Source organism: Staphylococcus saccharolyticus (genome assembly GCF_900458815.1).
Lineage (GTDB): Bacteria > Bacillota > Bacilli > Staphylococcales > Staphylococcaceae > Staphylococcus > Staphylococcus saccharolyticus.
In genome coordinates, this window is record NZ_UHDZ01000001.1 from 1,661,625 (window position 1) to 1,686,236 (window position 24,612).

The window sequence follows — 24,612 nt, forward strand, 5'->3', positions numbered from 1 at the left end:
TATTTATTGAATGTAAAAGACAACAACTATGCACAACAACAGAGTTTAGACGAAATCAATAATACCATTGATTTTGATCATAAAAGTAGTGCAAGTCAAAAATTTTTAGCGTTTTTAGGCCCAGGATTATTAGTAGCGGTCGGCTATATGGATCCTGGTAATTGGATTACATCTATGCAGGGTGGCGCGCAATATGGCTATACTTTATTATTTGTAATTTTAATCTCGAGTTTAGCAGCTATGCTATTACAAAGTATGACGGTAAGATTAGGCATAGCAACAGGCATGGACCTTGCTCAAATGACGCGTCATTTTTTAAATAGACCTATAGCAATTATGTTTTGGATTATCGCGGAATTAGCTATCATTGCTACAGACATTGCAGAAGTAATTGGTAGCGCCATAGCCTTAGATTTAATTTTTGGCATCCCACTAATTGTAGGTGCTTTAATTACAGTATTTGATGTATTCTTATTATTATTTATAATGAGATTCGGTTTTAGAAAAATAGAAGCAATAGTAGGTACATTGATATTTACTGTGTTGGCAATATTTGTGTTTGAAGTATATATTTCTTCACCACAACTCTCAGATATTTTAAACGGTTTTGTACCACATCAAGAAATTGTAACGAATCAAGGAATACTATACATCGCATTAGGTATTATTGGCGCAACCATAATGCCACATAACTTATATCTTCACTCATCAATTGTACAGTCACGTAAATATGATAGACATAGCATCCAAGAAAAAGCACAAGCTATCAAATATGCAAGTATTGATTCAAATATTCAATTATCTATCGCATTTGTGGTTAACTGTTTGCTACTTACTTTGGGAGCAGCTCTTTTCTTTGGAACTAAAACGAACGACTTAGGTGGATTTTACGATCTTTATCGCGCATTAAAAACAGAACCAGTGCTTGGAGCGACTCTGGGTAGCGTAATGAGTACGTTATTCGCCGTAGCACTCTTGGCATCTGGACAAAACTCTACTATAACTGGTACGTTAGCAGGTCAAATCGTTATGGAAGGTTTTTTAAGATTATCAATACCAAACTGGTTACGTCGTTTAATTACACGTTCTTTAGCTGTTATACCTGTAATTATATGTTTAATCATTTTTAAAGGTAATGCTGCAAAGATAGAGCAATTACTAGTATTTTCGCAAGTATTTTTAAGTATTGCTTTACCTTTCTCCTTAGTACCACTTCAGGTTGCAACGAGTAATCAAAAATTAATGGGTCCATTCATTAATAAAGCATGGGTAAATATTATTTCGTGGACGCTTATCGTAATACTAAGTGGACTCAATGTCTATCTCATCATTCAAACATTCCAAGAATTATAAACCTATAAAATGAATTGATTTATTGACAATGAAACTATTCATCTAAGTTTTTATTATTTTAAACAGCATATTCATCCCCCCTCCAGTGAGACCTTGATGTGTACACCCTAAAGTTAGGTTTTTAGTCCAACTATAGAGACGTACTACTTTTTTCACCGGAAGGGGGTTCATTTTTTGGTTTCATTAACAACTAGACGTTTTAATTTATCATATCGGGAAGATTTACAAAATAATAACAATCATTATTTAATAAATATAGGGATCATCTTTTTTGCGATTTCTCAATTCTTTATCAGGATCCCATTTTTCATCATTCTGACGAGGTTGCTTATAATCGTTCGTAGTGCGTTTATTAGTTTCATTGTATTGTTGATGTAGATTGTCCTTTTGTGATGGCTCTTTTTTAGAGAATAATTTAATTGCTGCGATAATCCATAAAATAGCAGCAATAATATTTGAGGTGAAAAAACCAATAATAGCAGCAGCTATTAATAAACCGCCAGCAAGGTTTTTACGCCCTTTGATAGTTAAAGCACCAAAAACGCCTAATATAGTTGAAAACGCTAAGATACCGATTGATAAAACAATGGATAAGTATACAACTTCAGAAGATAAATTTTGTTGTGCACCTGTAAACTGTTTAAGCATATCGTTATATTGTTGTTGATAAGAATCATTATTCATAAATAATAATGAAATGCTTGTAATTAATAAATATAAAAAGCTTAAACCATTTGCTACCCAGGCTAATGAAATTTCCACTTTTTTATTCATCTATAACGGTCCTCCCTGTCGTTCTATTTTGTTTTTATCATACTAAAATTTATCTAATATCGCTAATTCAAACGTTTATTCGTATATAAAAAAGTGATTGGACTTCCTTCGTTATAAGAAAGTCCACCACTTTAAATTAATTTATTTTTTATTATCACTTTGTTGTTGATTATCTGCCACTTCCTGGTTACTATCTTGTTCCTCTTGTACCATTTGGCGTCGTTCTTCATAGTTCATACGACGCTGATTAACTGCACTAGGCTGATTTTTGCGTCGTTCTTTCATACGTTTATTATAAGCTTTTTTCTTTTCTTTCTTTTTAGCACGAATTTCAGCCTTTTCTCTTTTACGCTGAGCTTTTAATTCTTTAAGATCAACTTGGGGTTCATCATACTGGTTTCCATAACCATATCGATTTTCTTCATAGAAATCTTGCTTTTGCTGAATATCGTCATGATTTGCTTTTTTAGACTTCTTATTATACTTAGCTTGTCTAGACATAATTACTGGCTCTTCTTCAGCTTGTTGTGATGAAGCATATTCACTTTCAACCGCACGTTTAGGGAACTGTGAATATTTATCATCTGTTTCACCATATGAATCTTGTTCTGAAAAATCATTATTATATGGTTCATTATCAAATTGTGTCTTATAGTTTTGTATTTCGTATGCATCTCTTTGTTGATTGTCTTTATTAAGTTGTCGTCTTGTTTTTCTATTTTCATTTTTAGTATGAGTAGGTTCATACTCATCTTCGTAGCCATCCATAAAGGAATCATAGTAGTCATGAGGTCCTTTTGAATGAGGTTGATAGTCATCATAGTATTCATGATTATCATAGTAAGGTTGACCATAATTTTCATTGTAAAATGCTGGTACCGTTTCAACCTTATCTCTTCTTGCAAACATCATAATTGCAATAATGAAGAATAGAATAGGAATAATTAAAGTAACCACAAGCAATACTAACGGAATTGTGATTATGGCAGCTATTAAAAATAAGAAACCAGAAAGTATTCTTATATTCATTGAAATTAAAGCTAAAAAAGAAATTAATAAACAAACGATAAAATAAACAATAATGGCCCATACACCATTCTGTAACCATATAACAAATTGCGTTGTACTCAAATCATTATTACCTAAAATTTGCTGTATGAGTTCATTGTTGTTTAATGAACTTTCTAAATTAGCTATAGAAGTATCATTACTAAACGATACGAGTGCAATAAACATCGTTACAATCGTCAATATAAGTAAAAATATCCAACTAAACCAACCTAATATCTTTTCAGTTAGGCGACTAACTGGACGCTTAATTTGTGTGTATTGCTCTCCTGACATCCGCTACAACTCCTTACTTTACTTATCAAATCATTATATAAGACATTACACTAAATAACTATTATTTGTTATTTCAAAGACATTTTGAAATTAAAAAAACTTTCATTATAATCACTTAAAGTTTCTTGTCCTAAATCTTTATATACTTCTAAATGTTGTTGTTCTTGTTGCGTAGGATAAAACCTATGATCACTTTTCACCTTTTCAGGTAAACGATCTCTCGCAGCTTTATTAGGTGTTGCATAACCTACCCATTCAGTATTTTGTTTACTATTTTTTGCATCCAATAAAAAGTTCATAAACTTATATGCTCCTTCTTTATTTTGAGCAGTTTTAGGGATGACTATATTATCAAACCATAGATTCGAACCTTCTTTTGGTACAACATAATCATATTTATTACTATATTGAACTAATGGAGCTGTTACACCACTCCAAACAACAGCAATATTGACCTCATTTTGTTGAAGCATCATAGTAATCTCGTCACCAACGACACCTCTTACTTGTGGTGTTAGCTTTTTTAAATCTTTTTCAACACGACGAATATGAGATGAATCTTTATCGTTTAAACTATATCCCAATTTATTTAATCCTAATCCAATAATTTCACGTGCACCATCTACTAATAAAATATCATTTTTAAATTTAGTTTGATATAAATCGCTCCAACTATTAAAACTTTCTTCAGGATATTTATTCTTATTATATAAAATACCTACCGTACCAAAGAAATATGGAACAGAATATTGATTATGTGGATCGTATGGCATATCAGTATAATCTGAATCAAGATTCTTCATATTAGGTATTTTATTATGATTTAACGGTATAAGTAAATTAGAACGTTTAAGTTTCTGAACTGTATACTCACTGGGAAAAGCAACATCATAATGGGTACCACCATTTCTAATTTTAGCTTCCATTGCTTCATTTGAATCAAAAGTTTCATAAACCACTTGTATACCAGTTTCTTTTTCAAACTTTTTTATCAAACTAGGATCTATGTATTCTCCCCAGTTGTATACATACAATTTCTCGTTTGTATGCGTATCCTCTTTAGATTGAAACCAATGACTAACTACTAAACATAAGATTCCAATAATTATAGCTGAAATAATCAATTGTAAAAAACGCTTCATTCACTCACACCTCGCTTGATTGCATTTTGCCATCTAACGATATGTTGAATGAAGTAATAGCCCATTATTCCAAATATAATAGTTACAAATAAGATTGTGGAAATAGCATTAATCTCCATACTTATACCTTTTCTAGCCATGGCATAAACTTCTACTGATAAAACGCTAAAACCATTACCTGTCACAAAGAAACTAACAGTAAAATCATCTAATGAATATGTGAGTGCCATGAAAAATCCACCAATAATAGAGGGCATAATATTTGGTATAATCACGCTACTTAGTAATTGAGGCTCACTAGCCCCTAAATCTCTGGCAGCATTTAGCATGTTGTCATTCATTTCATATAACTGTGGTAAAACAATAATAACCACAATGGGAATACAGAATGCGATATGCGAAGCCAAAACAGTAGAAAATCCTAACCCTAAACCCGTAAAATGACCTAAAGCTGTAAACATAATTAAAAATGAAGCACCAATTACGACATCAGATGACACCATTAATATATTATTCATTGTTAAAAGCGTTAATTTATACTTTTTATTGCGTAAATAATATAACGCAATGGCTCCAAACGTACCTATAACTGTTGAAATAGAGGCAGCCAATAATGCTACAGCAATGGTGTTAAAAATGACTGCCATTAAGCGATCATCTTGAAATAAAGTTTGGTAATGTTCTAACGTAAAATGTTCAAAATGGCTCATGTTTCCAGCTGAACTAAATGAATAAATCATTAAAAATAATATTGGAAGGTAGAGTACAGCAATTAACAATCCAATATATAATTTTCCATACCATTTCACGTCAGTCACCCCTTTCCATCAGATGATTTAGATTTCGTCAAAATCAGTATCAAAGCCATAAAAATAATTAAAAATAGTGCAATGGTAGAACCCATTCCATAATTTTGAATGGTTAAAAATTGCTCTTCAATGGCTGTACCTACATTAATCACTTTATTACCAGCAATTAATCTTGTAATCATAAATAGTGAAAGGGCCGGTATAAATGTAACTTGTATCCCATTCATCACACCTTCCTTAGTTAAAGGAATAATCACTTTACGAAACGTAGTCAATGGGCTTGCTCCTAAATCACTCGAAGCTTGTATAACATTATGAGGTATAGCTTTCATACTATTGAATATAAGTAAAATCATGAATGGAATATAAATATAACTCGCAACGAGTAGAAAGGCCCCACTAGTAAATAGCATATTGAATATCGGAAGATGAAAGACATGTAATGTTTGATTTATAATACCATCATGACTCAGCAATCCAATAAATGCATAGGTCTTCAAAAGTAAATTAATCCATGTTGGAATGATGAGAACCATGAGTAAAATATTTTGGTACTTTGAATAGGTAATAAAATAAGCTGCAGGAAAGCTAACAATTAGAGTGATTAACGTAATTAATACCGCATACCAAATAGAATCTATGAACATTTTAAAATATCGTGGTGTTAAGATTTGTTGGTAATTTGTTAAACTAAAGTGCCCGTGTACATCTATAAATGAAAAATAGACTAATAGGACAACGGGAATAATTATGAAAATAACCATCCATAAAAGATAAGGTATGATTAACATTTTATTTAAGCTACGCATGGTCTACATCCTCATAACTTTCTATTCGTTTGTCAAATTCTTCTTCGGTCTCACCCGGTACCATTATATGAATAGCTTCTGGTTCAAAGTATAGACCAACCTCACTACCTACTTCTGCTTTCTTAGTAGACTGAATTACCCACTCATATCCTTTTTTATCCATACAACAAATTTCATAATGTACGCCTCTAAAAAGCATAGAATCTACGCGTGCCTGAAACAGGCCTTGTTCTTTAGTAACTAGTGAAATATCTTCTGGCCTAATCACTACTTCTACATTTTTATTTTCAGGGATACCCATATCGATACATTCAAAATCTTGTCCATAAATATTGACAACAAAATCTTTAACCATTCGTCCTTTAACAATATTAGACTCTCCGATAAAGTCTGCGACAAAGCGATTGACAGGTTCATCGTATATATCAATAGGTGCCCCAAATTGTTGTATCTTACCATCTTCCATAACAAAAATGTAATCACTGAGCGCTAACGCTTCTTCTTGATCATGAGTGACAAAAATAAAAGTTATACCTAATCGAGATTGTAACTCACGTAGTTCATATTGCATTTCTGTACGCAGTTTCAAATCTAAAGCCGATAAAGACTCGTCTAATAACAATATTTCTGGTTCATTGACAATTGCGCGCGCAATAGCCACGCGTTGTTTCTGACCACCACTCATTTCCTCAATTTGTCTTTGTTCATATCCAGAGAGTTTGACCAATTTAAGTGCTTCTGTAACCTTTTGTTTAATTTGAGATTTATTAAACTTCTTTAATTTAAGCCCATAAGCAATATTGTCAAAGACGTTTAGATGTGGAAATAATGCATAATCTTGAAAGACTGTGTTCACTTTACGTTTATTGGGTGGTAGTTTACCAATGGGTTGATTATTGTAAATGATATCGCCACTATCTGGATATTCAAATCCTGCAATTAGCTTTAAAATTGTTGTTTTACCACAGCCGGAAGGTCCTAACAATGTATAAAAGTAACCTGATTCAATATCAATATCTATACCATCCAAAATCTGCACGTCGTCAAACCCTTTACTTACAGATTTAAAAGATAATAATGGCTCCATAAACACTCCTCCTTATAAATATGAAGCTGTGGCTACAATTAAGATTCTCACTTCTTCATTTGTTTCATTGTACAAGCGATGTTTATCTTTAGCCTTGAAATATAGTACATCTTCTTTACTGGCCTTATATACTTGATTCCCTAGCTGTAAAGAGATTTCTCCTTCAATACAGTAAATAAAGGTATCAGATTCAGATGGTTTAAAATTTTTATATGATGCACCTGGGCGTAAAGTAAGTATCAAAGGTTCCATATCAAATTCATTTGAACTCGTAACAAGCCAATTTAATATGTATCCTCTATCATATTCATCATATGTCGTTTGTTCTTCTTTTTTGTATAATACTTTTTCACTTGTGGTCTCTTGAAAAAAATCACTTGCCGATGTACCGAGTACTTCTATTATACTTAAGAATGTTTCCATACTTGGTGATGCATGTTGACTTTCAATTTGGGAAATATACCCTTTTGATAAATCCGTTCGCTCCGCAAGTTCTTCTTGAGTTAGATTTTTTATACGTCTTAAGTTACGTAACTTATGTCCTATATCCATTTTTGAAACCACCTAAAAAAACTATATTAAGTTTACTAATATTAAACATTTTGTTTAGTGCTTTATAAAAGTAACAGAATTTAGCTTAGTAATCAATAGTTTTAAGTTAATTGTTAAGTAAGATTTTTTGAAAAAATTTTAAATCAGCGAGAAAGAGTTAAACTTTTTTCCAAAAGAGTTTTGTTGAGGATTATTCTTTATCTCTTGAACAACTTTGTAGCTGTTATAACCACTTTTATTTTCAAAATGCTTAAAAATTTGTTTTTCTTCCGCTTTACTTGGAACAATATTTTTTAATTCTTTGTAAGCAGACATTACCTCTTCTCCACTAACTGACGATTCATAGTAATTTTCTATTTTATTAAAAAATTGAATCACTCGCATCATTTCATCATTTGACCAATCTAAAGAATATTGATACTCCATTTAACATCACAACCTCCGTTATAAAATCAAACTTTATCATTAGTGTATAAGAGCAATATGATAAAACAAATGCTTTGAATGCTTAATATGAAAAATTGAGACCTGCATCGCAGGTCTCAAATATACTCATCATTTATAAATGATTTAAAGTGTTATTACATAGTATGGATTGGATATCCAATTGCTTTTTCAGCTGCTTCCATTGACATTTCACCTAAAGTAGGATGAGCATGAACAGTTAAAGCAATATCTTCAGCATTCATTCCTGATTCAATTGCTAAACCTAGTTCAGAAATAATATCAGAGGCACCAGTACCTACAACTTGGGCACCAATAATTGTATCATCTTCTTTAAGCGTGATTAATTTAACGAAACCATTTGTATCATCTAATGATAATGCACGTCCGTTAGCTGCGTATGGGAACTTAGAAGCTTTAATTGATAAACCTTCTTCTTTAGCTTGTGCTTCAGTATAACCAACTTGAGCTAATTCCGGTTCAGTGAAGCAAACTGCTGGCATTCCAATATAATCAACTTCTGCAGCTTGTCCATCAATTGCTTCAGCAGCTACTTTACCTTCATAACTTGCTTTATGAGCAAGCGGTAAACCAGGTACAATATCACCTATTGCAAAGATATTTTCAATTGATGTACGACTTTGTTTATCAACTTCTAATAAACCACGATCAGCAAATTTAAGACCTAATTCTTCTAATCCTAATTCATCAGTATTAGGACGACGACCTACTGTTACTAATACATAATCAGCCTCAATTGTTTTTTCTTCGCCTTTAGCTTCATAAGTAACTTTAACACCGTTGTCTGATTCTTCAGCAGATTTAGCCATCGCTTCAGTTACAATTTCGATGCCTTTTTGTTTCATACCTTTTTTAACTGGTTGCGTCATTTGTTTCTCGAATCCACCTAAAATATCCTTAGCTCCTTCAAGGATAGTTACTTCTGAACCAAAGTTAGCAAAAGCTGTACCTAATTCAGAACCAATGTAACCGCCACCTACAACAACTAATTTATTTGGCACCTTTTGTAAATTCAATGCACCTGTTGAGTCAATCACGCGTTTACCGAATTTAAAGTTAGGAATTTCAATTGGTCTTGATCCAGTAGCTATAATCGCATGTTTGAAATTGTAAGTTTGAGCGCTCTTTTCGTCCATGACACGTAAACTGTTTCCATCAACAAAGTAAGCTTCACCTTTAACGATGCTAACCTTGTTACCTTTTAATAAACCTTCAACACCACCTGTTAATTTATTAACTACTGATGATTTAAATTCTTGGACTTTTTGATAGTTTAAAGAAATACTTTCAGCGACGACCCCTAAGTTTTCTGAATGTTGTGCTTCAACAAAACGATGAGACACATGAAGTAATGCTTTAGATGGGATACAGCCCACGTTTAAGCACACACCACCTAAATTACCTTTTTCAACGATTGTTACTTTTTGTCCTAGTTGAGCCGCACGAATTGCTGCAACGTATCCACCTGGACCTGCTCCGATTACAATTGTATCTGTTTCAATTGGGAAATCTCCAACTACCATGTTTTACCCCTCCATTAATAATAATTCTGGATTATTTAATAAACATTTAATGTGATTCATAGCATTTTGTCCAGTTGCACCATCAATTTGTCTGTGATCAAAGCTTAATGATAATGATAGTACCGGTGCTGCTATGATTTCTCCATCCTTAACAATTGGTTTTTGAGCAATACAGCCTATTCCTAAGATGGCTACTTCTGGGTGATTGATAACTGGAGTGAACCATTGTCCACCAGCTGAACCGATATTACTAATTGTGCAAGTTGCACCTTTCATTTCATCAGAAGTTAATTTACCATCACGTGCTTTGACGGCTAATTCATTAATTTCATCAGAAATTTCAAAGATTGATTTACGGTCTGCATGTTTAACTACAGGTACTAACAAACCTTTATCAGTATCTGCTGCAATACCAATGTTCCAATAATATTTGTGTACAATTTCTCCAGCTTCTTCATTAAATGAGGTATTAAGTGCTGGATATTTTTTCAATGCAGAAACTAAAGCTTTAACAACATATGGTAGGAAAGTAAGTTTAGTACCTTGTTCAGCTGCAATTTCTTTGAATTTTTTACGGTGATCCCATAACTCTTGTACATCAATTTCATCCATTAATGTTACATGTGGTGCTGTATGTTTAGAGTTAACCATTGCTTTAGCAATTGCTTTACGCATAGCAGGGATTTTTTCTGTTGTCTCAGGAAAATCACCTTCTGGTAAAGTTTGATTTACACTAGTGTTAGAATCTTCACTACTAGATGATACAGTTGCTGCACTCTCACTAGAATCTGAATCTGTATTTCCACCGTTTAAGTAGGCATCAATGTTATCTTTTATAATACGTCCATTTTTACCTGAACCATTAACAGCTTTAATGTTAACACCATTTTCACGAGCGTATTTACGCACAGAAGGCATAGCTTTAACAGTTTTGTTATCATCAACTTCTGTTTGTTGTGCTGAAGCTTCTTGAGCGTTTGTTTGTGATGAGGCAGTTGATTCTTCTTTCGCAGGTGCTTCTTCTTGTTTGTCTTCTTTATTAGAAGAAGCATCACTATGGTTACCTTTAAATTGCATTTGTTCAGCATCAGGAGCATCAATTCTTACAATAACGTCACCAACTACTGCTACAGTTCCTTCATCTACTAAAACTTCTTCAACAGTTCCGCTTACTGGCGAAGGAATTTCTACTACAGATTTGTCATTTTGAACTTCAGCTAAAACGTCATCTTCTTCAATAGCGTCACCAGCTTTAACAAACCACTTAACAATTTCACCTTCGTGGATACCTTCCCCAATATCGGGTAATCTAAATTCAAATGCCACGTTCTTGTCCTCCTAAGATTTACATTTTTAAATTAGTTTTAAAATATATACTAAAGTTGCAAGATAAGAAAGCCTTTACAACTTAGTTTACGCTTTATTACTTAATTATTACTACAGTCAGCTAATCCATTGATTAAATCATACAATGATTAAAACTCTAAAGTAGCTTTTGCTTTTTCAACAATGTCATTTTTGTTAGGTAACCAAACATTTTCCGCTTGTGTAAATGGATATACAGTGTCAGCTGCAGCTACACGAGCTATAGGTGCTTCTAATGACAGAATTGCACGTTCAGCTAATTCTGCAGCTACTAGAGCTCCTACACCAGCTTGACGTTGAGCTTCTTGTATAACAACAGCACGACCAGTTTTTTCTACTGAAGTTACTAAAGTATCTATATCAATAGGTTGTACAGTACGTAAATCAATAACTTCTACAGAGTGACCATCTTTTTCTAATTCTTCAGCTGCTTTTAAAGATTCTTGAACCATTGCACCATAAGCAATTAGCGTAATATCATTACCTTCTTTTTTAACACTTGCTTTGCCAATTTCAATTGTATATTCCTCTTCAGGTACTTCTTCACGGAAAGAACGATATAATTTCATATGCTCTAAGTAAACAATCGGATCATTACTTTGAATAGAAGAAATTAATAAACCCTTAGCATCATATGGACCTGATGGAATAACAACTTTTAAACCTGGTGATTGCGCTAAAATACCTTCAAGGTTATCAGCATGTAACTCAGGAGTATGAACTCCACCACCAAATGGTGTTCGAATAGTTACAGGTGCAGGTTTAGTACCACCTGAACGGAATCGTGTACGTGCTATTTGACCAGCAACTTCATCAAATACCTCAAATATGAATCCTAAGAATTGAATCTCCATAACTGGACGGAAACCTGTTACAGCTAGACCTAGTGCTAAACCACCGATACCTGATTCTGCTAAAGGTGTATCAAATACTCTATCCTCACCAAATTCTTTTTGTAGTCCTTCAGTTACACGGAATACACCACCGTTAACACCAACGTCCTCACCGAACACTAATACGTCTTCGTCTCTTTTAAGTTCAGTTTTAAGCGCATCGTTAATCGCTTGAACCATTGTCATTTGTGCCATGGCTTACTTCGACTCCTTATCTTTGTAAATTTCATATTGTTCTGATAAGTTTTGAGGCATATCTTCATACATAATATCCATTAGAGAAGTAACAGTTTGTTTATCTGTGTTGTCAGCCTCTTTAATAGCTGCTTTGATTTCAGATTTAGCACGTTCAATGACTTCATTTTCTTTATCTTCATTCCAAAGACCTTTTGACTCTAAATATTTTCTAAAACGAACTAATGGATCTTTTTTCTCCCACTCTGCATCTTCGTCAGAAGTTCTATAACGCGTTGGATCATCCCCAGCCATTGTATGAGATCCATAACGATATGTGAGTGTTTCAATGACAGTAGGACCTTCTCCTGCTATCGCACGTTCACGTGCTTCTAATGTTGCTTGATAAACTGCTAAAGCATCCATACCATCTACTTGAATTCCAGGAACACCTACTGAAATAGCTTTTTGAGCTAAAGTTTCAGCAGCAGTTTGTTTACTACGTGGAGTAGAAATGGCATAGTTATTATTTTGAATTACGAAAATAGCGGGTGCTTTGTATGCTGAAGCAAAGTTGATACCTTCATAGAAGTCGCCTTGTGAAGAACCACCATCGCCAGTGTATGTTATAGCTACCGCATTTTTTCCACGTTTTTTAAGTCCAAAAGCAACACCAGCAGTTTGAACATACTGGGCACCAATAATAATTTGTGGACTTAATGCATTGACACCTTCAGGAAATTGATTTCCTTTAAAGTGCCCTCTTGAGAACAGGAAAGCCTCTGTAAAAGGTAAACCATGCCAAATTAACTGTGGTACATCACGATAACCAGGCAAGATGAAATCTTCGCCTTCTAATGCATATTGTGAAGCAAGTTGTGAAGCTTCTTGACCAGCTGTTGGCGCGTAGAAACCAAGACGTCCTTGTCTATTTAGTGAGATTGAACGTTGATCAAGAATGCGTGTCCATACCATTCTTTCCATTAATTCTACTAATTGTTCATCTGTTAAATCAGGTACTAAGTCTTCATTTACGACATTACCATCCTCATCCAAAATTTGAACCATTTCAAATTTCGATTGAGTTTCATTTAAAACTTTAACTGCATCGAATTGGGCTTGTAACTTAGGAGCCATTCAATTCACCATACCTTTCCCATTTAAATAGAAATTCATTTTATCCTCCTTAATTGTATCATAAATGAAATTGCCTGTTAAACGATTTCATAAAGTTCTGTTTTAACGTAAAATAATACAGTCATACGTACTGTTATAGTATAAACCGTACAACTGTATTACTTCATTTAGTTATTTAAATTGATCTACATCCTGTTTCTCTCTTGTTACCTTTCTCATGGCTTTTGAGTATGTTTTGAATTTCTTATTCATATCCTTATAAGCACTAGATAAGTCTTTAGATTTACTATCTACTTCAGATTGTGTTGCATTCTCTTCATTCAAATAAGTAAACAGATCTTTTTCTTTACCAAGCGCCTTTTTGTAAGCCTTTGCATAAGCGTTGTGGGCTGTGTATTTTTCTTTAATCGCATCGTCTAATTCTTTGACTTCTTTTTTCTTAGCTTTGTTTTCAATATGATTCATATATTGCCTTGCTTTCTTAAATTCTTTTTCTGAATTATTTAAAGCATTCTCTTCATTTTTAAATTCTTTTTGGCGTTTTTCTACGTTACTTACGATATCTTTCGCGGCTTGTTTTCTTGTATTTTGATCTTTGTTGTTAACTTTTTTAAATAACTTTTGTTTGTCTTCTTCAAATTTATTTATTTTTTTACTGGTACTATTTACTGATTTCTCTTGATCAAAAGCTTTTTGAACTTGGTCATCATATTTTTTTATTTCTTTCTTATCAGTAGTACATCCAGCTAATAACACTGTTGACGTTAGGACAATTGCGACAGTTTTTCCGAACTTCATTAACTGTTACCTCCTCATAGTTGTTCGTTTGTAATATTAAATAATATTTAAACATAAATCAATATTAAGCTATTGTGTACATTTCATTTTAACTTTATAATAAAATGCTCTTCCACTGTAAACCAACTCAAAACATATCTTCACGATTACAAGTATCTAATAATGTACTTAAGTCTAATTTATCTGATATATTAATAAATAAGGAAGGTGTATGACATGTTAACAATGAAAGATATTATTAAAGATGGTCATCCAACACTTCGTGAAAAGGCCAAAGAATTAAGCTTTCCACTTTCAGATGAAGATAAAAAAACTTTATGTGCAATGCGTGAATTTTTAATCAATAGTCAAGATGAAGAAACTGCTAAACGTTATGGTTTACGTTCTGGTGTAGGTTTAGCTGCACCTCAAATAAATGTAGCAAAACGTATGATTGCAGTTTATTTACCTGATGATGGTAATGGTAAATCATATGATTATATGCTCGTAAATCCTAAAATTATGAGCTATAGCGTTCAGGAAGCTTACTTACCTACAGGCGAAGGTTGCCTTAGTGTTGATGAAAATATTCCAGGATTAGTACACCGTCATAATAGAATTACGATTAAAGCTCAAGATATTGACGGTAATGAAGTTAAACTGCGTCTCAAAGGTTATCCTGCAATTGTTTTCCAACACGAAATTGACCATTTAAATGGCATCATGTTTTATGACTATATCGATGCTAATGAACCTTTAAAACCGCATGAAGATGCCGTAGAGGTATAATTAATAAATTTAAGTCTAACACTTCACTAAGTTGTATTTAAAACATGCTTAGTGAAGTATTTTTTATTAAAAGCACTATTTACTCATTAATAATTCTAAACTGTAGAAACGAGAATCAATTAAGTAAGATAAAACTGCTTTATTTATTCAAAAACATCATGTAAAATAAAAGTTAACTGAAATCTTAGTAAAATTATACTAATTTCAAATATTGAACGACATTATTACCCTAGAGAACATACTGGGCAGTGAAATTAAACGAGCGTTGTTCAAACCAAAGTTTAGATTGAGCTAGTATGTTTCTAAAACTTAAAATCTTAGAACACTAATTATTGAAGAAAGAATTTTAAATGCATATATATATAGCTCTTTAATAACCCGAGTATTTACCGCTAGGGTCGTAAATATGAACAAATAAGTATTTAGGAGGAAATTTTAAAAATGGCAGTATTTAAAGTATTTTATCAACATAACAAAGACGAAGTCATCGTTCGAGAAAATACACAAACTATCTATGTTGAAGGACAAACGGAAGAACAAGTAAGACGTTATTTAAAAGACCGCAATTTTAACATTGAATTTATTACTAAATTAGAGGGCGCACACTTAGAATACGAGAAAGAACATTCACCTAATTTTAATGTGGAGAACGCTGAATAATGAAGCAACTACATTCAAATGAAGTAGGTGTATATGCGCTTGGTGGTCTAGGTGAAGTTGGTAAGAATACCTATGCTATCGAGTATAAAAATGAAATTGTAATTATCGATGCTGGAATTAAATTCCCTGATGATAACCTTTTAGGCATTGACTATGTCATTCCTGACTACACTTACTTAGAACAGAACCAAGATAAAATTGTCGGTCTGTTTATCACTCATGGACACGAAGACCATATAGGCGGTGTGCCCTTCCTATTAAAACAAATTAATGTACCTATTTACGGTGGTCCATTAGCATTAGGTCTTATTCGTAATAAATTAGAAGAACATCATCTACTAAGAACTACTGAACTACATGAAATTGATGAAAATAGTGTAATTAAATCTAAACATTTCGAAGTCTCATTCTATCTTACTACTCATAGTATTCCAGAAGCTTATGGTGTTATCGTTGATACACCTGAGGGTAAAATAGTACACACTGGAGATTTTAAATTCGATTTCACACCTGTTGGCGAACCAGCTAACATTGCTAAAATGGCAAAATTGGGTGAAGAAGGTGTTCTCTGTTTACTTTCTGATTCAACAAATGCACTTGTCCCAGATTTTACTCTAAGCGAACGTGAAGTTGGACAAAATGTGGATAAAATTTTCAGAAATTGTAAAGGTCGTATTATATTTGCAACATTCGCTTCAAACATTTATCGTGTTCAACAAGCAGTAGAAGCTGCAATAAAATATAATCGTAAAATCGTAACATTTGGTCGTTCAATGGAAAATAATATTAAAATTGGGATGGAATTAGGTTATATTAAAGCTCCACCTGAGACATTTATAGAACCTAATAAGATAAATAGTATTCCTAAACATGAATTATTAATTCTTTGTACCGGTTCTCAAGGCGAACCAATGGCAGCTTTATCAAGAATTGCCAATGGTACTCATAAACAAATTAAAATTATTCCTGAGGATACTGTTGTCTTCAGCTCATCTCCTATTCCAGGGAACACTAAAAGTATTAACCGCACAATCAATGCTTTATATAAAGCAGGTGCTGATGTGATTCACAGTAAGATTTCTAATATTCATACTTCTGGTCACGGTTCACAAGGTGATCAACAGTTAATGTTACGCCTTATTCAACCAAAATACTTCTTACCTATTCACGGTGAGTATCGTATGTTAAAAGCTCACGGTGAAACAGGTGTTCAATGTGGTATAGATGAAGATAATGTGTTTATATTTGACATTGGTGATGTGTTAGCCTTAACACATGATTCAGCACGTAAAGCTGGAAGAATTCCATCTGGAAATGTACTTGTAGATGGTAGCGGTATTGGTGATATAGGGAATGTGGTTATTAGAGACCGTAAGTTACTTTCTGAAGAAGGGTTAGTAATTGTAGTAGTTAGTATCGACTTTAATACTAATACGTTGCTTTCAGGTCCTGATATTATCTCTCGTGGCTTTGTTTATATGCGTGAGTCTGGCCAATTAATTTATGATGCACAACGTAAGATTAAAACAGATGTTATATCTAAATTGAACAGTAATAAAGACATCCAGTGGCATCAAATTAAATCTTCAATTATTGAAACACTTCACCCTTACCTTTATGAAAAGACAGCACGTAAACCTATGATTTTACCTGTCATTATGAAAGTAAATGAAGATGATAAAGAAAGTCAACATTCTTCTAAGAAACCCAAAAGTAACACTCGAGAGAAAAAAGAATCAAAATCATAATGCAAATAAATTTATTTTATACTCCCACATGTTGAAAAACTAAGTGGGAGTTTTTATGTATTCACGTTAATTTGTAGTGAAACTGTAAATTTTTCTCTTCAAATAATTTAGTATTCTAAGATGTTCATACTAAAAATCATGGTAAAAAAATGGGCCCTAAGATAATTCCATTAATTAGAATTTATTTTAGAACCTGATTACTGATATAGTCACATTATTTTTTCCTTAAAGTAAAACCTAAAATGACCATCATATAACATACAAAAATAATAAAATAGATTAACCTAAAACCTATCGGATTGGTTATAAAATTATTATTAGAAATTAAAGCAATATCCAATATCATTAATATAAAAATCATTGCTATGTATAGCTTACTTTTAATCAACATCGTTTATTCACCTCTACTGCAAGTGACAAATTGTCTTTTTCGTTTTTAAACCTCCAGTAAATTTACTTCCGAGGTCACTGAACCATCTCACCCATAATTAAATTTATCGCCTAACATGAATAACACTACATTTATGTTGAATTCCCTTTACAAATCATCATTTCTATAATCTTAATTCTAATCGAAAAGAAATAAATATACAATTAAAACATTAATGTGTAATAACACAATATTGTTTTAAAATGGGGTATATAATTATTTTTAAATTATTTAGCGTTTAATTTGATTTAAATTTTCAAAATAAAATCTCCCTTCAAAGTTTTAATCGTACTTCAAAGGGAGAAACAATTCAGTAACCTCACAATTATTTGCTTATATTTTTTTCAAACCGACCTAAATCATTATCGTGTCCAATCATAATTAAAATATCACCAATTTCGATATTGATGTTTGGATCAGGAGATACAATGAACTCCTTAGCACGTTTAATAGCAATAATATTAATTCCATATTGTGCACGAATATCTAAATCTATAATCGTTTGACCTGCCATTTTTTCAGTTGATTTTAATTCTACTATCGAGTGTTCATCTGCAAGTTCTAAATAGTCGAGTACGCTTGCACTCGCCACATTGTGAGCAATACGACGTCCCATATCTCTTTCAGGATGAACTACAGTATCTGCACCAATTTTATTTAAAATCTTAGCATGATAATCATTTTGTGCTTTAGCCGTTACCTTTTTAACACCTAATTCCTTTAATATCAATGTCGTTAATGTACTGGATTGAATATTTTCACCAATAGCAACAATTACATGATCAAAATTACGTATTCCTAGACTTTTCATGACTTCCTCATCTGTTGTATCAGCTACAACTGCATGCGTAGCAATATCACTATATTCATTGACACGATTTTCGTCTCTATCAATTGCCATTACATCCATATCTAAGGCATTCAGTTCTCTAACAATACTACCACCGAAACGGCCAAGTCCTATTACGACATACTCTTTATCCATATTCGTCCTCCACTATATAAAAGAGGAAAAGTGATTAACATTGATGAAAGAACACCAACTATAATCAATATCCTCGAAATGATATTATCTCTTGCCTTCTACATATGATTTGTCGAAAACAAATAGTCTCAATAATAATATTAACGATGGAACTATTAAAAGTAAACCTAAAGTAAACGCAATGACTAATGCTAAACCCATTTCTGGATTAACATGAGAACTTGTAATTTTAACAAATGGATGAAGTAGATATGGTAGTTTGCTCATTCCGTATCCAAAAAAAGCAAATAACATTTGTAAAATGACTATAATAAACGCTAAGCCATGATTTTTCTTAAAAATAGTTAACGCACCTACAATTAAGAAAAAGACAAAGCTAAGCGCAAACATCCACCAGTAGTTAAATACTGCATTATTAAAATGATCAGCATTTTGAATTCTTAAAGATAAGAAAACAAATAATGAAATGACAATCATGGGTGGTCCCAAAAAAATATGCCATTGTATAGTTAAATTATAGGCAGGTTTATCATTAGCTTTATGAGCATAGAATATTAAGAAATCAGTAGAAATATATAAGCTAAGAATACGACTCTGACCAAGCAAACGGGCTTAAAAGTAATTGTAGCCAGTTTAAATCGATATGTGAGCCATGTTCACTAATATAAACCACCTTCTGAAATTGTTAATGCTGTAGCTAAAGAAGCAGGAATAAATAAACCAGTTAAACCATATAACACTATCCAAGGTAACTTCGTATCTTGTCCATAATTTTCAAAAGCATAAAAACTACTACGAATTGAGATCAATACTAAGGCAATGGAACCTGGTACTAATAACACAGTTCCTAAATATTTCGCAGAGTCAGGAAAGAACCCTATAAATCCTACAAAGAAGAAGACAAAGAATACATTCGTCACTTCCCATACGGGGTTCAGATATCTATGAATTAAATGATTAATCTTTTTCTCTTTACCTAGCATTTTCGAATGTAGCGCGAAGAAGCCTGCACCAAAATCTATTGAAGCGATGATGATGTAACAAAACAAGAATATCCATAGCACTGTTATCCCAATATACGCATGTATTATTTTGTTCCCCCTCTCTTTTCAATTACTTTATCAACATCTTGATATGCAGGTTTATTTTTGTACATTCTAATTAACACATAAGCAGAAGTCACTAAAAGTACAAGATATAAAATACCAAACATAATAGTTACAAGCGTAATGCCTCCAGCTTGTGTCGCTGCCTGAGATACACGCATATAACCACGAATAATCCATGGTTGTCGACCCATTTCTGTTAAAAACCAGCCAAATTCTATCGCAAGCGTTGATGCAGGTCCAGTTAATAAAATTGCGTAAAGTGTCACTTTGTGAGTTAAATATTTACGCAGTTTCTTTATAAGTAGAAACAACATGTATACTCCGGAAATGATAAAGCAAAACACACCCATTGATACCATTAAGTCAAAGAAATAATGCACAATCATTGGTGGTAAATCATTTTTAGGGAATTCATTTAACCCTTTAACTTTAGTTGTAAAACTATTATCAGCTAAGAAACTTAAAAGTCCTGGTATTTCAATTGCCCCACTCACTTCATGTGTTTTTTCGTTTAGCACTCCAAAGAATACTAAGTTCGCGTGTCACTGAGTATCGTAATGCCATTCATATGCAGCAAGCTTTTCCGGTTGAACATTGTGCAAGAATTCAGCTGAAAAATCCCCTGCTATCATAGATAATACTGTATTTATGAAACCAATCATCATGCTCATATAAAGCGCTTTTTTATGATATGTTTTATCCTCTGGATGTTTATTGCGTAATAACTTAAACGCTGCAATTGCAGCCAATATAAATGCCATAGTCATACCTGCAGTCGCTACTACATGGAATGCTCTCACTATAAATGATGAATTAAACATCGCTTCTAACGGTTGAACATTAACCATGCGTCCATTTTTCATCTCAAAACCAGCAGGCGTATTCATGAATGAGTTCACTGATGTAATAAAGAACGCTGAGAAAGAGCCACCAATAATAACTGGTAAAGAGATAATAAAGTGTATCCATTTATTTTTAAATCTATCCCAAGTATATAAATATACGCTTAGAAATATTGCTTCGAAAAAGAATGCAAATGTCTCCATAAATAGTGATAAAGCAATGACATGCCCTCCCATTTTCATGAAAGTTGGCCAAACAAGTGAGAGTTGTAGGCCTATGATTATACCTGTCACGACTCCAACAGCTACAGTAATTGTGTAGCCTTTTGAGCATCTTTTGGCTAATGCAATATAGTTTGCATCATCTTTTTTAATACCAATAAATTCTGCGATTGCAAACATTAAAGGCATACCGACACCGATTGTAGCGAATATGATATGTGTACTGCAAGATTCATACCAGTTAGAAATCGGCTTATTTCAACTGAATCCATCTATTTATCACCTTTTCTTTATTTTGATATATTGGAGCCAAAAGTGGTTAAAATTATAAATCCTCATCACGTTGAACTAAATTAAGTTGCTTTAAATTAATGCGTCTATTTTATGACGTTTCACACAACGTTCACAAACATTGATTTGTCTTTATTTTTTTATATAGTATTTTGAGAAAAGTTTGAAAGGATGTTATAAATGACGAGCGAAGTCACAATTTATACTCAAGACAATTGTCCACTCTGTGCCTTTATCAAAAATTATTTAAGTGAGCATAATGTTGATTATGTGGAGAAAAATATTAAACATTCTCAATTTCGTAATGAAATGATAGATTATGACGCTTATGCAACTCCATTTATATTATTAAAAGGTGAAACTATATATAATGTTGATATAGATAAACTTAATACGATATTAAATCTTTAAATTTAAATTAATTCAATGAAAAACCACTTAATATTCTCAGTCATGTACACGTATCAAGTTCGTTTTTCAGCTTGACCTTAAACAATTACATCGAATGTTGAGTGTTTTTTATATAACTGGAAAATTTATTTTTATCTTATTATTCATCTTAAATGTAAAAAGAGAGTAAATGCAATTATGCATCTACTCTCAGTTAATTGATATATCTTTAACTATTATTTACTAATTCAACAACTTCATCTTGCGTAGAACATTCAATAGCACGGTTAGCAAGTTCAGCCATTTCATTTTTACTTAAACCATTAATTTGTCTTCTAGCTTTAAGAATAGAAGTCGCACTCATTGAGAACTCATCTAATCCTAAACCAAGTAATAATGGGACAGCTGTTGCATCTCCAGCCATTTCGCCACACATACCAGTCCATTTACCTTCTTTATGTGATGCTTCAATGACTTGTTTAACTAAACGCAAAATTGAAGGGTTATATGGTTGATACAAGTAAGAAACACGTTCTGACATACGGTCAGCTGCTAATGTATATTGAATTAAGTCATTCGTACCGATACTGAAGAAATCAACTTCCTTAGCAAATACGTCAGCTAGAGCTGCTGTTGCTGGAATTTCAACCATGATACCTAATTCAATATCATCAGAAACATCGTAACCTTCTTTTTGAAGATTTTCTTTTTCTTCTAAAAGAATAGCTTTTGCATCACGAAATTCTTTAATGGTTGCAACCATTGGGAACATGATATTCAATTTACCATAAACAGATGCACGTAATAATGCACGTAGTTGTGGTCTAAAGATATCTTGTTGCGCTAGACATAAACGAATGGCTCTGTAACCTAAGAACGGATTCATCTCTTTAGGTAGATCTAAATACGGAAGTTCTTTATCTCCACCGATATCTAAAGTGCGAACAACTACGCGCTTACCGTCCATTGTTTCTAATACCTTTTTATAAGCTTCAAATTGTTCTTCCTCTGTTGGCATTTGATCTCTACCCATATACAAGAATTCTGTACGATAAAGACCGATACCTTGCGCACCATTCTCAATTACACCACTTAAATCATTTGGCGTACCAATATTTGCAGCAAGTTCAGGATGAACACCATCAACAGTAACTGTATCAGCATCACGTAATTTTTGAAGTTCTTTCTTATCTTCAAAGAAACGTTCACGTTTATTTTGATAAGCAATTAACTCATCTTCTGTAGGATCGATAATGACATAACCAGACATACCGTCAACAATAATCATATCTCCTTGTTTAACTTCTTCAGTGATGGATTGAGTACCTACAACTGCAGCAATTTCAAGCGAACGACTCATTATTGCAGAGTGACTCGTTCTACCACCTATGTTAGTTACAAAGCCTTGAACGTATTCTTTATTTAACTGAGCTGTATCTGAAGGTGTTAAATCATTACCAATGATTACGACACTTTCATTAATTAAACTTGGGTTAGGTAGGTCTACACCAAGAATGTGAGCTAAGACACGTTTAGAGACGTCTCTAATATCAGCTGCACGTTCTTTCATGTATTCATTATCCATAGATTCAAAAATAGAAATAAATTGAGTTGTTACTTCATCTAATCCTGTAGCAGCACTTACTTTATCATTTCTAATTTTATCTTGGATAGGTTGAATTAATTCAGGATCATCTAAAACTAATAAATGCGCATCAAAAATAGCTGCTTTATCAGCACCTAATTGCTTCTCCGCATTATTTCTAATTTGAGTTAATTCGACTTTTGATGCTTCGATAGCTTCATTAAATTTGTTTACTTCGCTCTCAGTGTCAGTGATTTTCTCATCACTATTGAAAGACAAGTCTGGCTCTACAATTAAGTAAGCTTTTGCGATTGCTACACCATCAGATGCAGCAATCCCTTTAATTAACTTAGACATAATTACTCAGCTAAACCCTCTTTTGATAATACATCAGTGATTGATTCTACCGCATCTTTTTCATCGCTACCGTCAGCATAAATAGTAATTTCAGCATCTTTCCCTACACCTAAACTCATAACACCCATGATTGATTTTAAATTAACTTTTTTACCGTTATATTCTAATTGAATATCTGAATCAAATTTTGATGCAGTTTGCACTAGCATCGTAGCAGGGCGAGCATGAATCCCTGTTTCGTCTGTAATTACATATGATTTTTGTTCCATGTTTAAAACTCTCCTTTGTACAGTTAGAATCTTCAATATTATTACCATCTAACATAAACTTTACACAAATAACTTTACCAAAAGCTATTGCTAAATTCAATTCGTTTAAAATCGTTTTCAGTATTTAAATTTTAAACTCATTTGAAATTATAACATTTACTACAAATTATTGATAACTTTTTCACATTTTTCAATATGATCTTTTCCTAATTTACTCATAAAATAATAGCTAATTGAAGCAGATACTGCTTGTCCAATAAAAGGAAACCATTTCGTTTGTTTTGCCGCTGCACGTTTAGCAACATCTTTGATAATAACCTTTAATAATGCTTCAGAAACTTTTCTTCCTATAAATTGACTTCCTTGTATAGCAGCTGCCGACATAATTCTTTCTTTGACATCATCACCTAATGAATTGACTTTCTTATGGTCTAAACCATAAATTTTATTGACGTCTTCAATAATATCACGTATTAATTTAATATCCACACCAAAATCTAGACCTGGAATAGGGACTACACTAGCAGCTGATGATAATATAGATTTCTTTTTGACTAAAGATTCTGCTATTTCTCTTCGATGACGTAGTTCGTCTTTAGTTGTCGGCAAATCGCCCTTCTCTTTAATTTCCTCTATATTTAATGATGAATTCCCAACTTTATTAGTTATATCATTGGTAAATTTAGTTCTAATACCCAAATGTATACACCCTTTCATAACAATGGTTTCAA

22 protein-coding genes and 2 pseudogenes are annotated in these 24,612 nt (G+C 32.7%); 5 read left to right on the top strand and 19 right to left on the bottom strand.

The annotated features are described in order from the left end of the window. Positions 1 to 6: 6 nt before the first annotated feature. Positions 7 to 1,353: an Nramp family divalent metal transporter gene (locus DYE57_RS08145; protein WP_115313600.1), complete on the top strand. Its 1,347-nt coding sequence runs from the start codon at positions 7 to 9 to the stop codon at positions 1,351 to 1,353. Between the two features lie 246 nt (positions 1,354 to 1,599). Here the strand turns inward: DYE57_RS08145 and DYE57_RS08150 are convergent, their stop codons facing one another. From DYE57_RS08150 to DYE57_RS08210, 13 genes are all read right to left on the bottom strand, one after another. Further along, a complete protein-coding gene (locus DYE57_RS08150; protein ID WP_115313601.1) occupies positions 1,600 to 2,127 on the bottom strand; it encodes a DUF4064 domain-containing protein in 528 nt (175 codons plus the stop codon). Between the two features lie 141 nt (positions 2,128 to 2,268). After that, positions 2,269 to 3,471 carry a lipoteichoic acid stability factor AuxB gene (gene auxB, locus DYE57_RS08155; protein ID WP_115313602.1) on the bottom strand — a complete coding sequence of 401 codons (1,203 nt, stop codon included), beginning with the start codon at positions 3,469 to 3,471 and terminating at the stop codon, positions 2,269 to 2,271. Positions 3,472 to 3,539: 68 nt separating this feature from the next. Further along, a complete protein-coding gene (locus tag DYE57_RS08160; RefSeq protein ID WP_115313603.1) occupies positions 3,540 to 4,613 on the bottom strand; it encodes an ABC transporter substrate-binding protein in 1,074 nt (357 codons plus the stop codon). Continuing rightward, complete coding sequence (locus DYE57_RS08165; RefSeq protein WP_115313604.1) at positions 4,610 to 5,422, bottom strand: ABC transporter permease; 813 nt, start codon at positions 5,420 to 5,422, stop codon at positions 4,610 to 4,612. The genes DYE57_RS08160 and DYE57_RS08165 overlap by 4 nt, the downstream gene beginning before the upstream one ends. Positions 5,423 to 5,427: 5 nt before the next feature. Beyond that, on the bottom strand, positions 5,428 to 6,231 hold the full coding sequence (locus tag DYE57_RS08170; RefSeq protein ID WP_115313605.1) for an ABC transporter permease: 804 nt from the start codon (positions 6,229 to 6,231) through the stop codon (positions 5,428 to 5,430). Beyond that, the gene (locus DYE57_RS08175; RefSeq protein WP_115313606.1) at positions 6,224 to 7,318 is read right to left on the bottom strand and encodes an ABC transporter ATP-binding protein; all 1,095 of its coding nucleotides are present in this window, start codon (positions 7,316 to 7,318) and stop codon (positions 6,224 to 6,226) included. The genes DYE57_RS08170 and DYE57_RS08175 overlap by 8 nt, the downstream gene beginning before the upstream one ends. A gap of 12 nt (positions 7,319 to 7,330) precedes the next feature. Then, the gene (locus DYE57_RS08180; RefSeq protein ID WP_115313607.1) at positions 7,331 to 7,870 is read right to left on the bottom strand and encodes a helix-turn-helix domain-containing protein; all 540 of its coding nucleotides are present in this window, start codon (positions 7,868 to 7,870) and stop codon (positions 7,331 to 7,333) included. 138 nt (positions 7,871 to 8,008) lie between these two features. Further along, entirely contained in the window at positions 8,009 to 8,296 is a 288-nt protein-coding gene (locus DYE57_RS08185) for a UPF0223 family protein (protein WP_115313608.1), read from the bottom strand. 155 nt (positions 8,297 to 8,451) lie between these two features. Next, on the bottom strand, positions 8,452 to 9,858 hold the full coding sequence (lpdA, locus tag DYE57_RS08190; protein ID WP_115313609.1) for a dihydrolipoyl dehydrogenase: 1,407 nt from the start codon (positions 9,856 to 9,858) through the stop codon (positions 8,452 to 8,454). A 3-nt stretch (positions 9,859 to 9,861) separates the two neighbouring features. Beyond that, complete coding sequence (locus tag DYE57_RS08195) at positions 9,862 to 11,184, bottom strand: dihydrolipoamide acetyltransferase family protein (protein ID WP_115313610.1); 1,323 nt, start codon at positions 11,182 to 11,184, stop codon at positions 9,862 to 9,864. A gap of 149 nt (positions 11,185 to 11,333) precedes the next feature. Further along, positions 11,334 to 12,311: an alpha-ketoacid dehydrogenase subunit beta gene (locus tag DYE57_RS08200; protein ID WP_115313611.1), complete on the bottom strand. Its 978-nt coding sequence runs from the start codon at positions 12,309 to 12,311 to the stop codon at positions 11,334 to 11,336. Positions 12,312 to 12,314: 3 nt separating this feature from the next. Beyond that, positions 12,315 to 13,427: a pyruvate dehydrogenase (acetyl-transferring) E1 component subunit alpha gene (gene pdhA, locus DYE57_RS08205; protein ID WP_115313612.1), complete on the bottom strand. Its 1,113-nt coding sequence runs from the start codon at positions 13,425 to 13,427 to the stop codon at positions 12,315 to 12,317. Positions 13,428 to 13,598: 171 nt separating this feature from the next. After that, on the bottom strand, positions 13,599 to 14,225 hold the full coding sequence (locus tag DYE57_RS08210; protein ID WP_115313613.1) for a YkyA family protein: 627 nt from the start codon (positions 14,223 to 14,225) through the stop codon (positions 13,599 to 13,601). Between the two features lie 216 nt (positions 14,226 to 14,441). Between DYE57_RS08210 and def the strand changes: the two genes are divergently transcribed. From def to rnjA, 3 genes are all read left to right on the top strand, one after another. Continuing rightward, positions 14,442 to 14,993, top strand: a complete 552-nt coding sequence (def, locus tag DYE57_RS08215; protein WP_115313614.1) for a peptide deformylase — start codon at positions 14,442 to 14,444, stop codon at positions 14,991 to 14,993. Between the two features lie 441 nt (positions 14,994 to 15,434). Further along, positions 15,435 to 15,653: a DNA-dependent RNA polymerase subunit epsilon gene (locus tag DYE57_RS08220; RefSeq protein ID WP_115313615.1), complete on the top strand. Its 219-nt coding sequence runs from the start codon at positions 15,435 to 15,437 to the stop codon at positions 15,651 to 15,653. Beyond that, positions 15,653 to 17,401 carry a ribonuclease J1 gene (gene rnjA / locus DYE57_RS08225; protein ID WP_115313616.1) on the top strand — a complete coding sequence of 583 codons (1,749 nt, stop codon included), beginning with the start codon at positions 15,653 to 15,655 and terminating at the stop codon, positions 17,399 to 17,401. The genes DYE57_RS08220 and rnjA overlap by 1 nt, the downstream gene beginning before the upstream one ends. 755 nt (positions 17,402 to 18,156) lie before the next feature. Here the strand turns inward: rnjA and DYE57_RS08230 are convergent. From DYE57_RS08230 to DYE57_RS08240, 3 genes and pseudogenes are all read right to left on the bottom strand, one after another. After that, positions 18,157 to 18,816 (bottom strand): potassium channel family protein, encoded by a 660-nt coding sequence (locus DYE57_RS08230; RefSeq protein WP_115313617.1) that lies wholly within the window; start codon positions 18,814 to 18,816, stop codon positions 18,157 to 18,159. Positions 18,817 to 18,900: 84 nt separating this feature from the next. Further along, positions 18,901 to 19,907 (bottom strand): annotated as a pseudogene (locus tag DYE57_RS08235) (cytochrome d ubiquinol oxidase subunit II). Next, positions 19,904 to 21,261: pseudogene (locus DYE57_RS08240) on the bottom strand (cytochrome ubiquinol oxidase subunit I). Before DYE57_RS08240 ends, DYE57_RS08235 begins: the two co-directional pseudogenes overlap by 4 nt. A gap of 199 nt (positions 21,262 to 21,460) precedes the next feature. Here DYE57_RS08240 and DYE57_RS08245 point away from each other — a divergent pair. After that, on the top strand, positions 21,461 to 21,691 hold the full coding sequence (locus DYE57_RS08245; RefSeq protein ID WP_115313618.1) for a glutaredoxin family protein: 231 nt from the start codon (positions 21,461 to 21,463) through the stop codon (positions 21,689 to 21,691). Positions 21,692 to 21,899: 208 nt separating this feature from the next. On the opposite strand, the gene ptsP is transcribed toward DYE57_RS08245, so the two are convergent. From ptsP to DYE57_RS08260, 3 genes are all read right to left on the bottom strand, one after another. After that, on the bottom strand, positions 21,900 to 23,612 hold the full coding sequence (gene ptsP, locus DYE57_RS08250) for a phosphoenolpyruvate--protein phosphotransferase (RefSeq protein ID WP_115313619.1): 1,713 nt from the start codon (positions 23,610 to 23,612) through the stop codon (positions 21,900 to 21,902). A 2-nt stretch (positions 23,613 to 23,614) separates the two neighbouring features. Then, positions 23,615 to 23,881 carry a phosphocarrier protein HPr gene (locus DYE57_RS08255; RefSeq protein WP_115313620.1) on the bottom strand — a complete coding sequence of 89 codons (267 nt, stop codon included), beginning with the start codon at positions 23,879 to 23,881 and terminating at the stop codon, positions 23,615 to 23,617. A 159-nt stretch (positions 23,882 to 24,040) separates the two neighbouring features. Beyond that, entirely contained in the window at positions 24,041 to 24,580 is a 540-nt protein-coding gene (locus DYE57_RS08260; protein ID WP_115313621.1) for a DUF697 domain-containing protein, read from the bottom strand. Between the last annotated feature and the right edge of the window lie 32 nt (positions 24,581 to 24,612).

Coding starts and splice junctions, on each gene's coding strand:
- ptsP (WP_115313619.1), bottom strand. CDS start 23,612: ATGTCTAAGTTAATTAAAGGGATTGCTGCATCTGATGGTGTAGCAATC.
- DYE57_RS08255 (WP_115313620.1), bottom strand. CDS start 23,881: ATGGAACAAAAATCATATGTAATTACAGACGAAACAGGGATTCATGCT.
- rnjA (WP_115313616.1), top strand. CDS start 15,653: ATGAAGCAACTACATTCAAATGAAGTAGGTGTATATGCGCTTGGTGGT.
- DYE57_RS08230 (WP_115313617.1), bottom strand. CDS start 18,816: ATGGATAAAGAGTATGTCGTAATAGGACTTGGCCGTTTCGGTGGTAGT.
- DYE57_RS08170 (WP_115313605.1), bottom strand. CDS start 6,231: ATGCGTAGCTTAAATAAAATGTTAATCATACCTTATCTTTTATGGATG.
- def (WP_115313614.1), top strand. CDS start 14,442: ATGTTAACAATGAAAGATATTATTAAAGATGGTCATCCAACACTTCGT.
- lpdA (WP_115313609.1), bottom strand. CDS start 9,858: ATGGTAGTTGGAGATTTCCCAATTGAAACAGATACAATTGTAATCGGA.
- DYE57_RS08220 (WP_115313615.1), top strand. CDS start 15,435: ATGGCAGTATTTAAAGTATTTTATCAACATAACAAAGACGAAGTCATC.
- DYE57_RS08160 (WP_115313603.1), bottom strand. CDS start 4,613: ATGAAGCGTTTTTTACAATTGATTATTTCAGCTATAATTATTGGAATC.
- DYE57_RS08150 (WP_115313601.1), bottom strand. CDS start 2,127: ATGAATAAAAAAGTGGAAATTTCATTAGCCTGGGTAGCAAATGGTTTA.
- auxB (WP_115313602.1), bottom strand. CDS start 3,471: ATGTCAGGAGAGCAATACACACAAATTAAGCGTCCAGTTAGTCGCCTA.
- DYE57_RS08175 (WP_115313606.1), bottom strand. CDS start 7,318: ATGGAGCCATTATTATCTTTTAAATCTGTAAGTAAAGGGTTTGACGAC.
- DYE57_RS08185 (WP_115313608.1), bottom strand. CDS start 8,296: ATGGAGTATCAATATTCTTTAGATTGGTCAAATGATGAAATGATGCGA.
- DYE57_RS08245 (WP_115313618.1), top strand. CDS start 21,461: ATGACGAGCGAAGTCACAATTTATACTCAAGACAATTGTCCACTCTGT.
- pdhA (WP_115313612.1), bottom strand. CDS start 13,427: ATGGCTCCTAAGTTACAAGCCCAATTCGATGCAGTTAAAGTTTTAAAT.
- DYE57_RS08180 (WP_115313607.1), bottom strand. CDS start 7,870: ATGGATATAGGACATAAGTTACGTAACTTAAGACGTATAAAAAATCTA.
- DYE57_RS08210 (WP_115313613.1), bottom strand. CDS start 14,225: ATGAAGTTCGGAAAAACTGTCGCAATTGTCCTAACGTCAACAGTGTTA.
- DYE57_RS08200 (WP_115313611.1), bottom strand. CDS start 12,311: ATGGCACAAATGACAATGGTTCAAGCGATTAACGATGCGCTTAAAACT.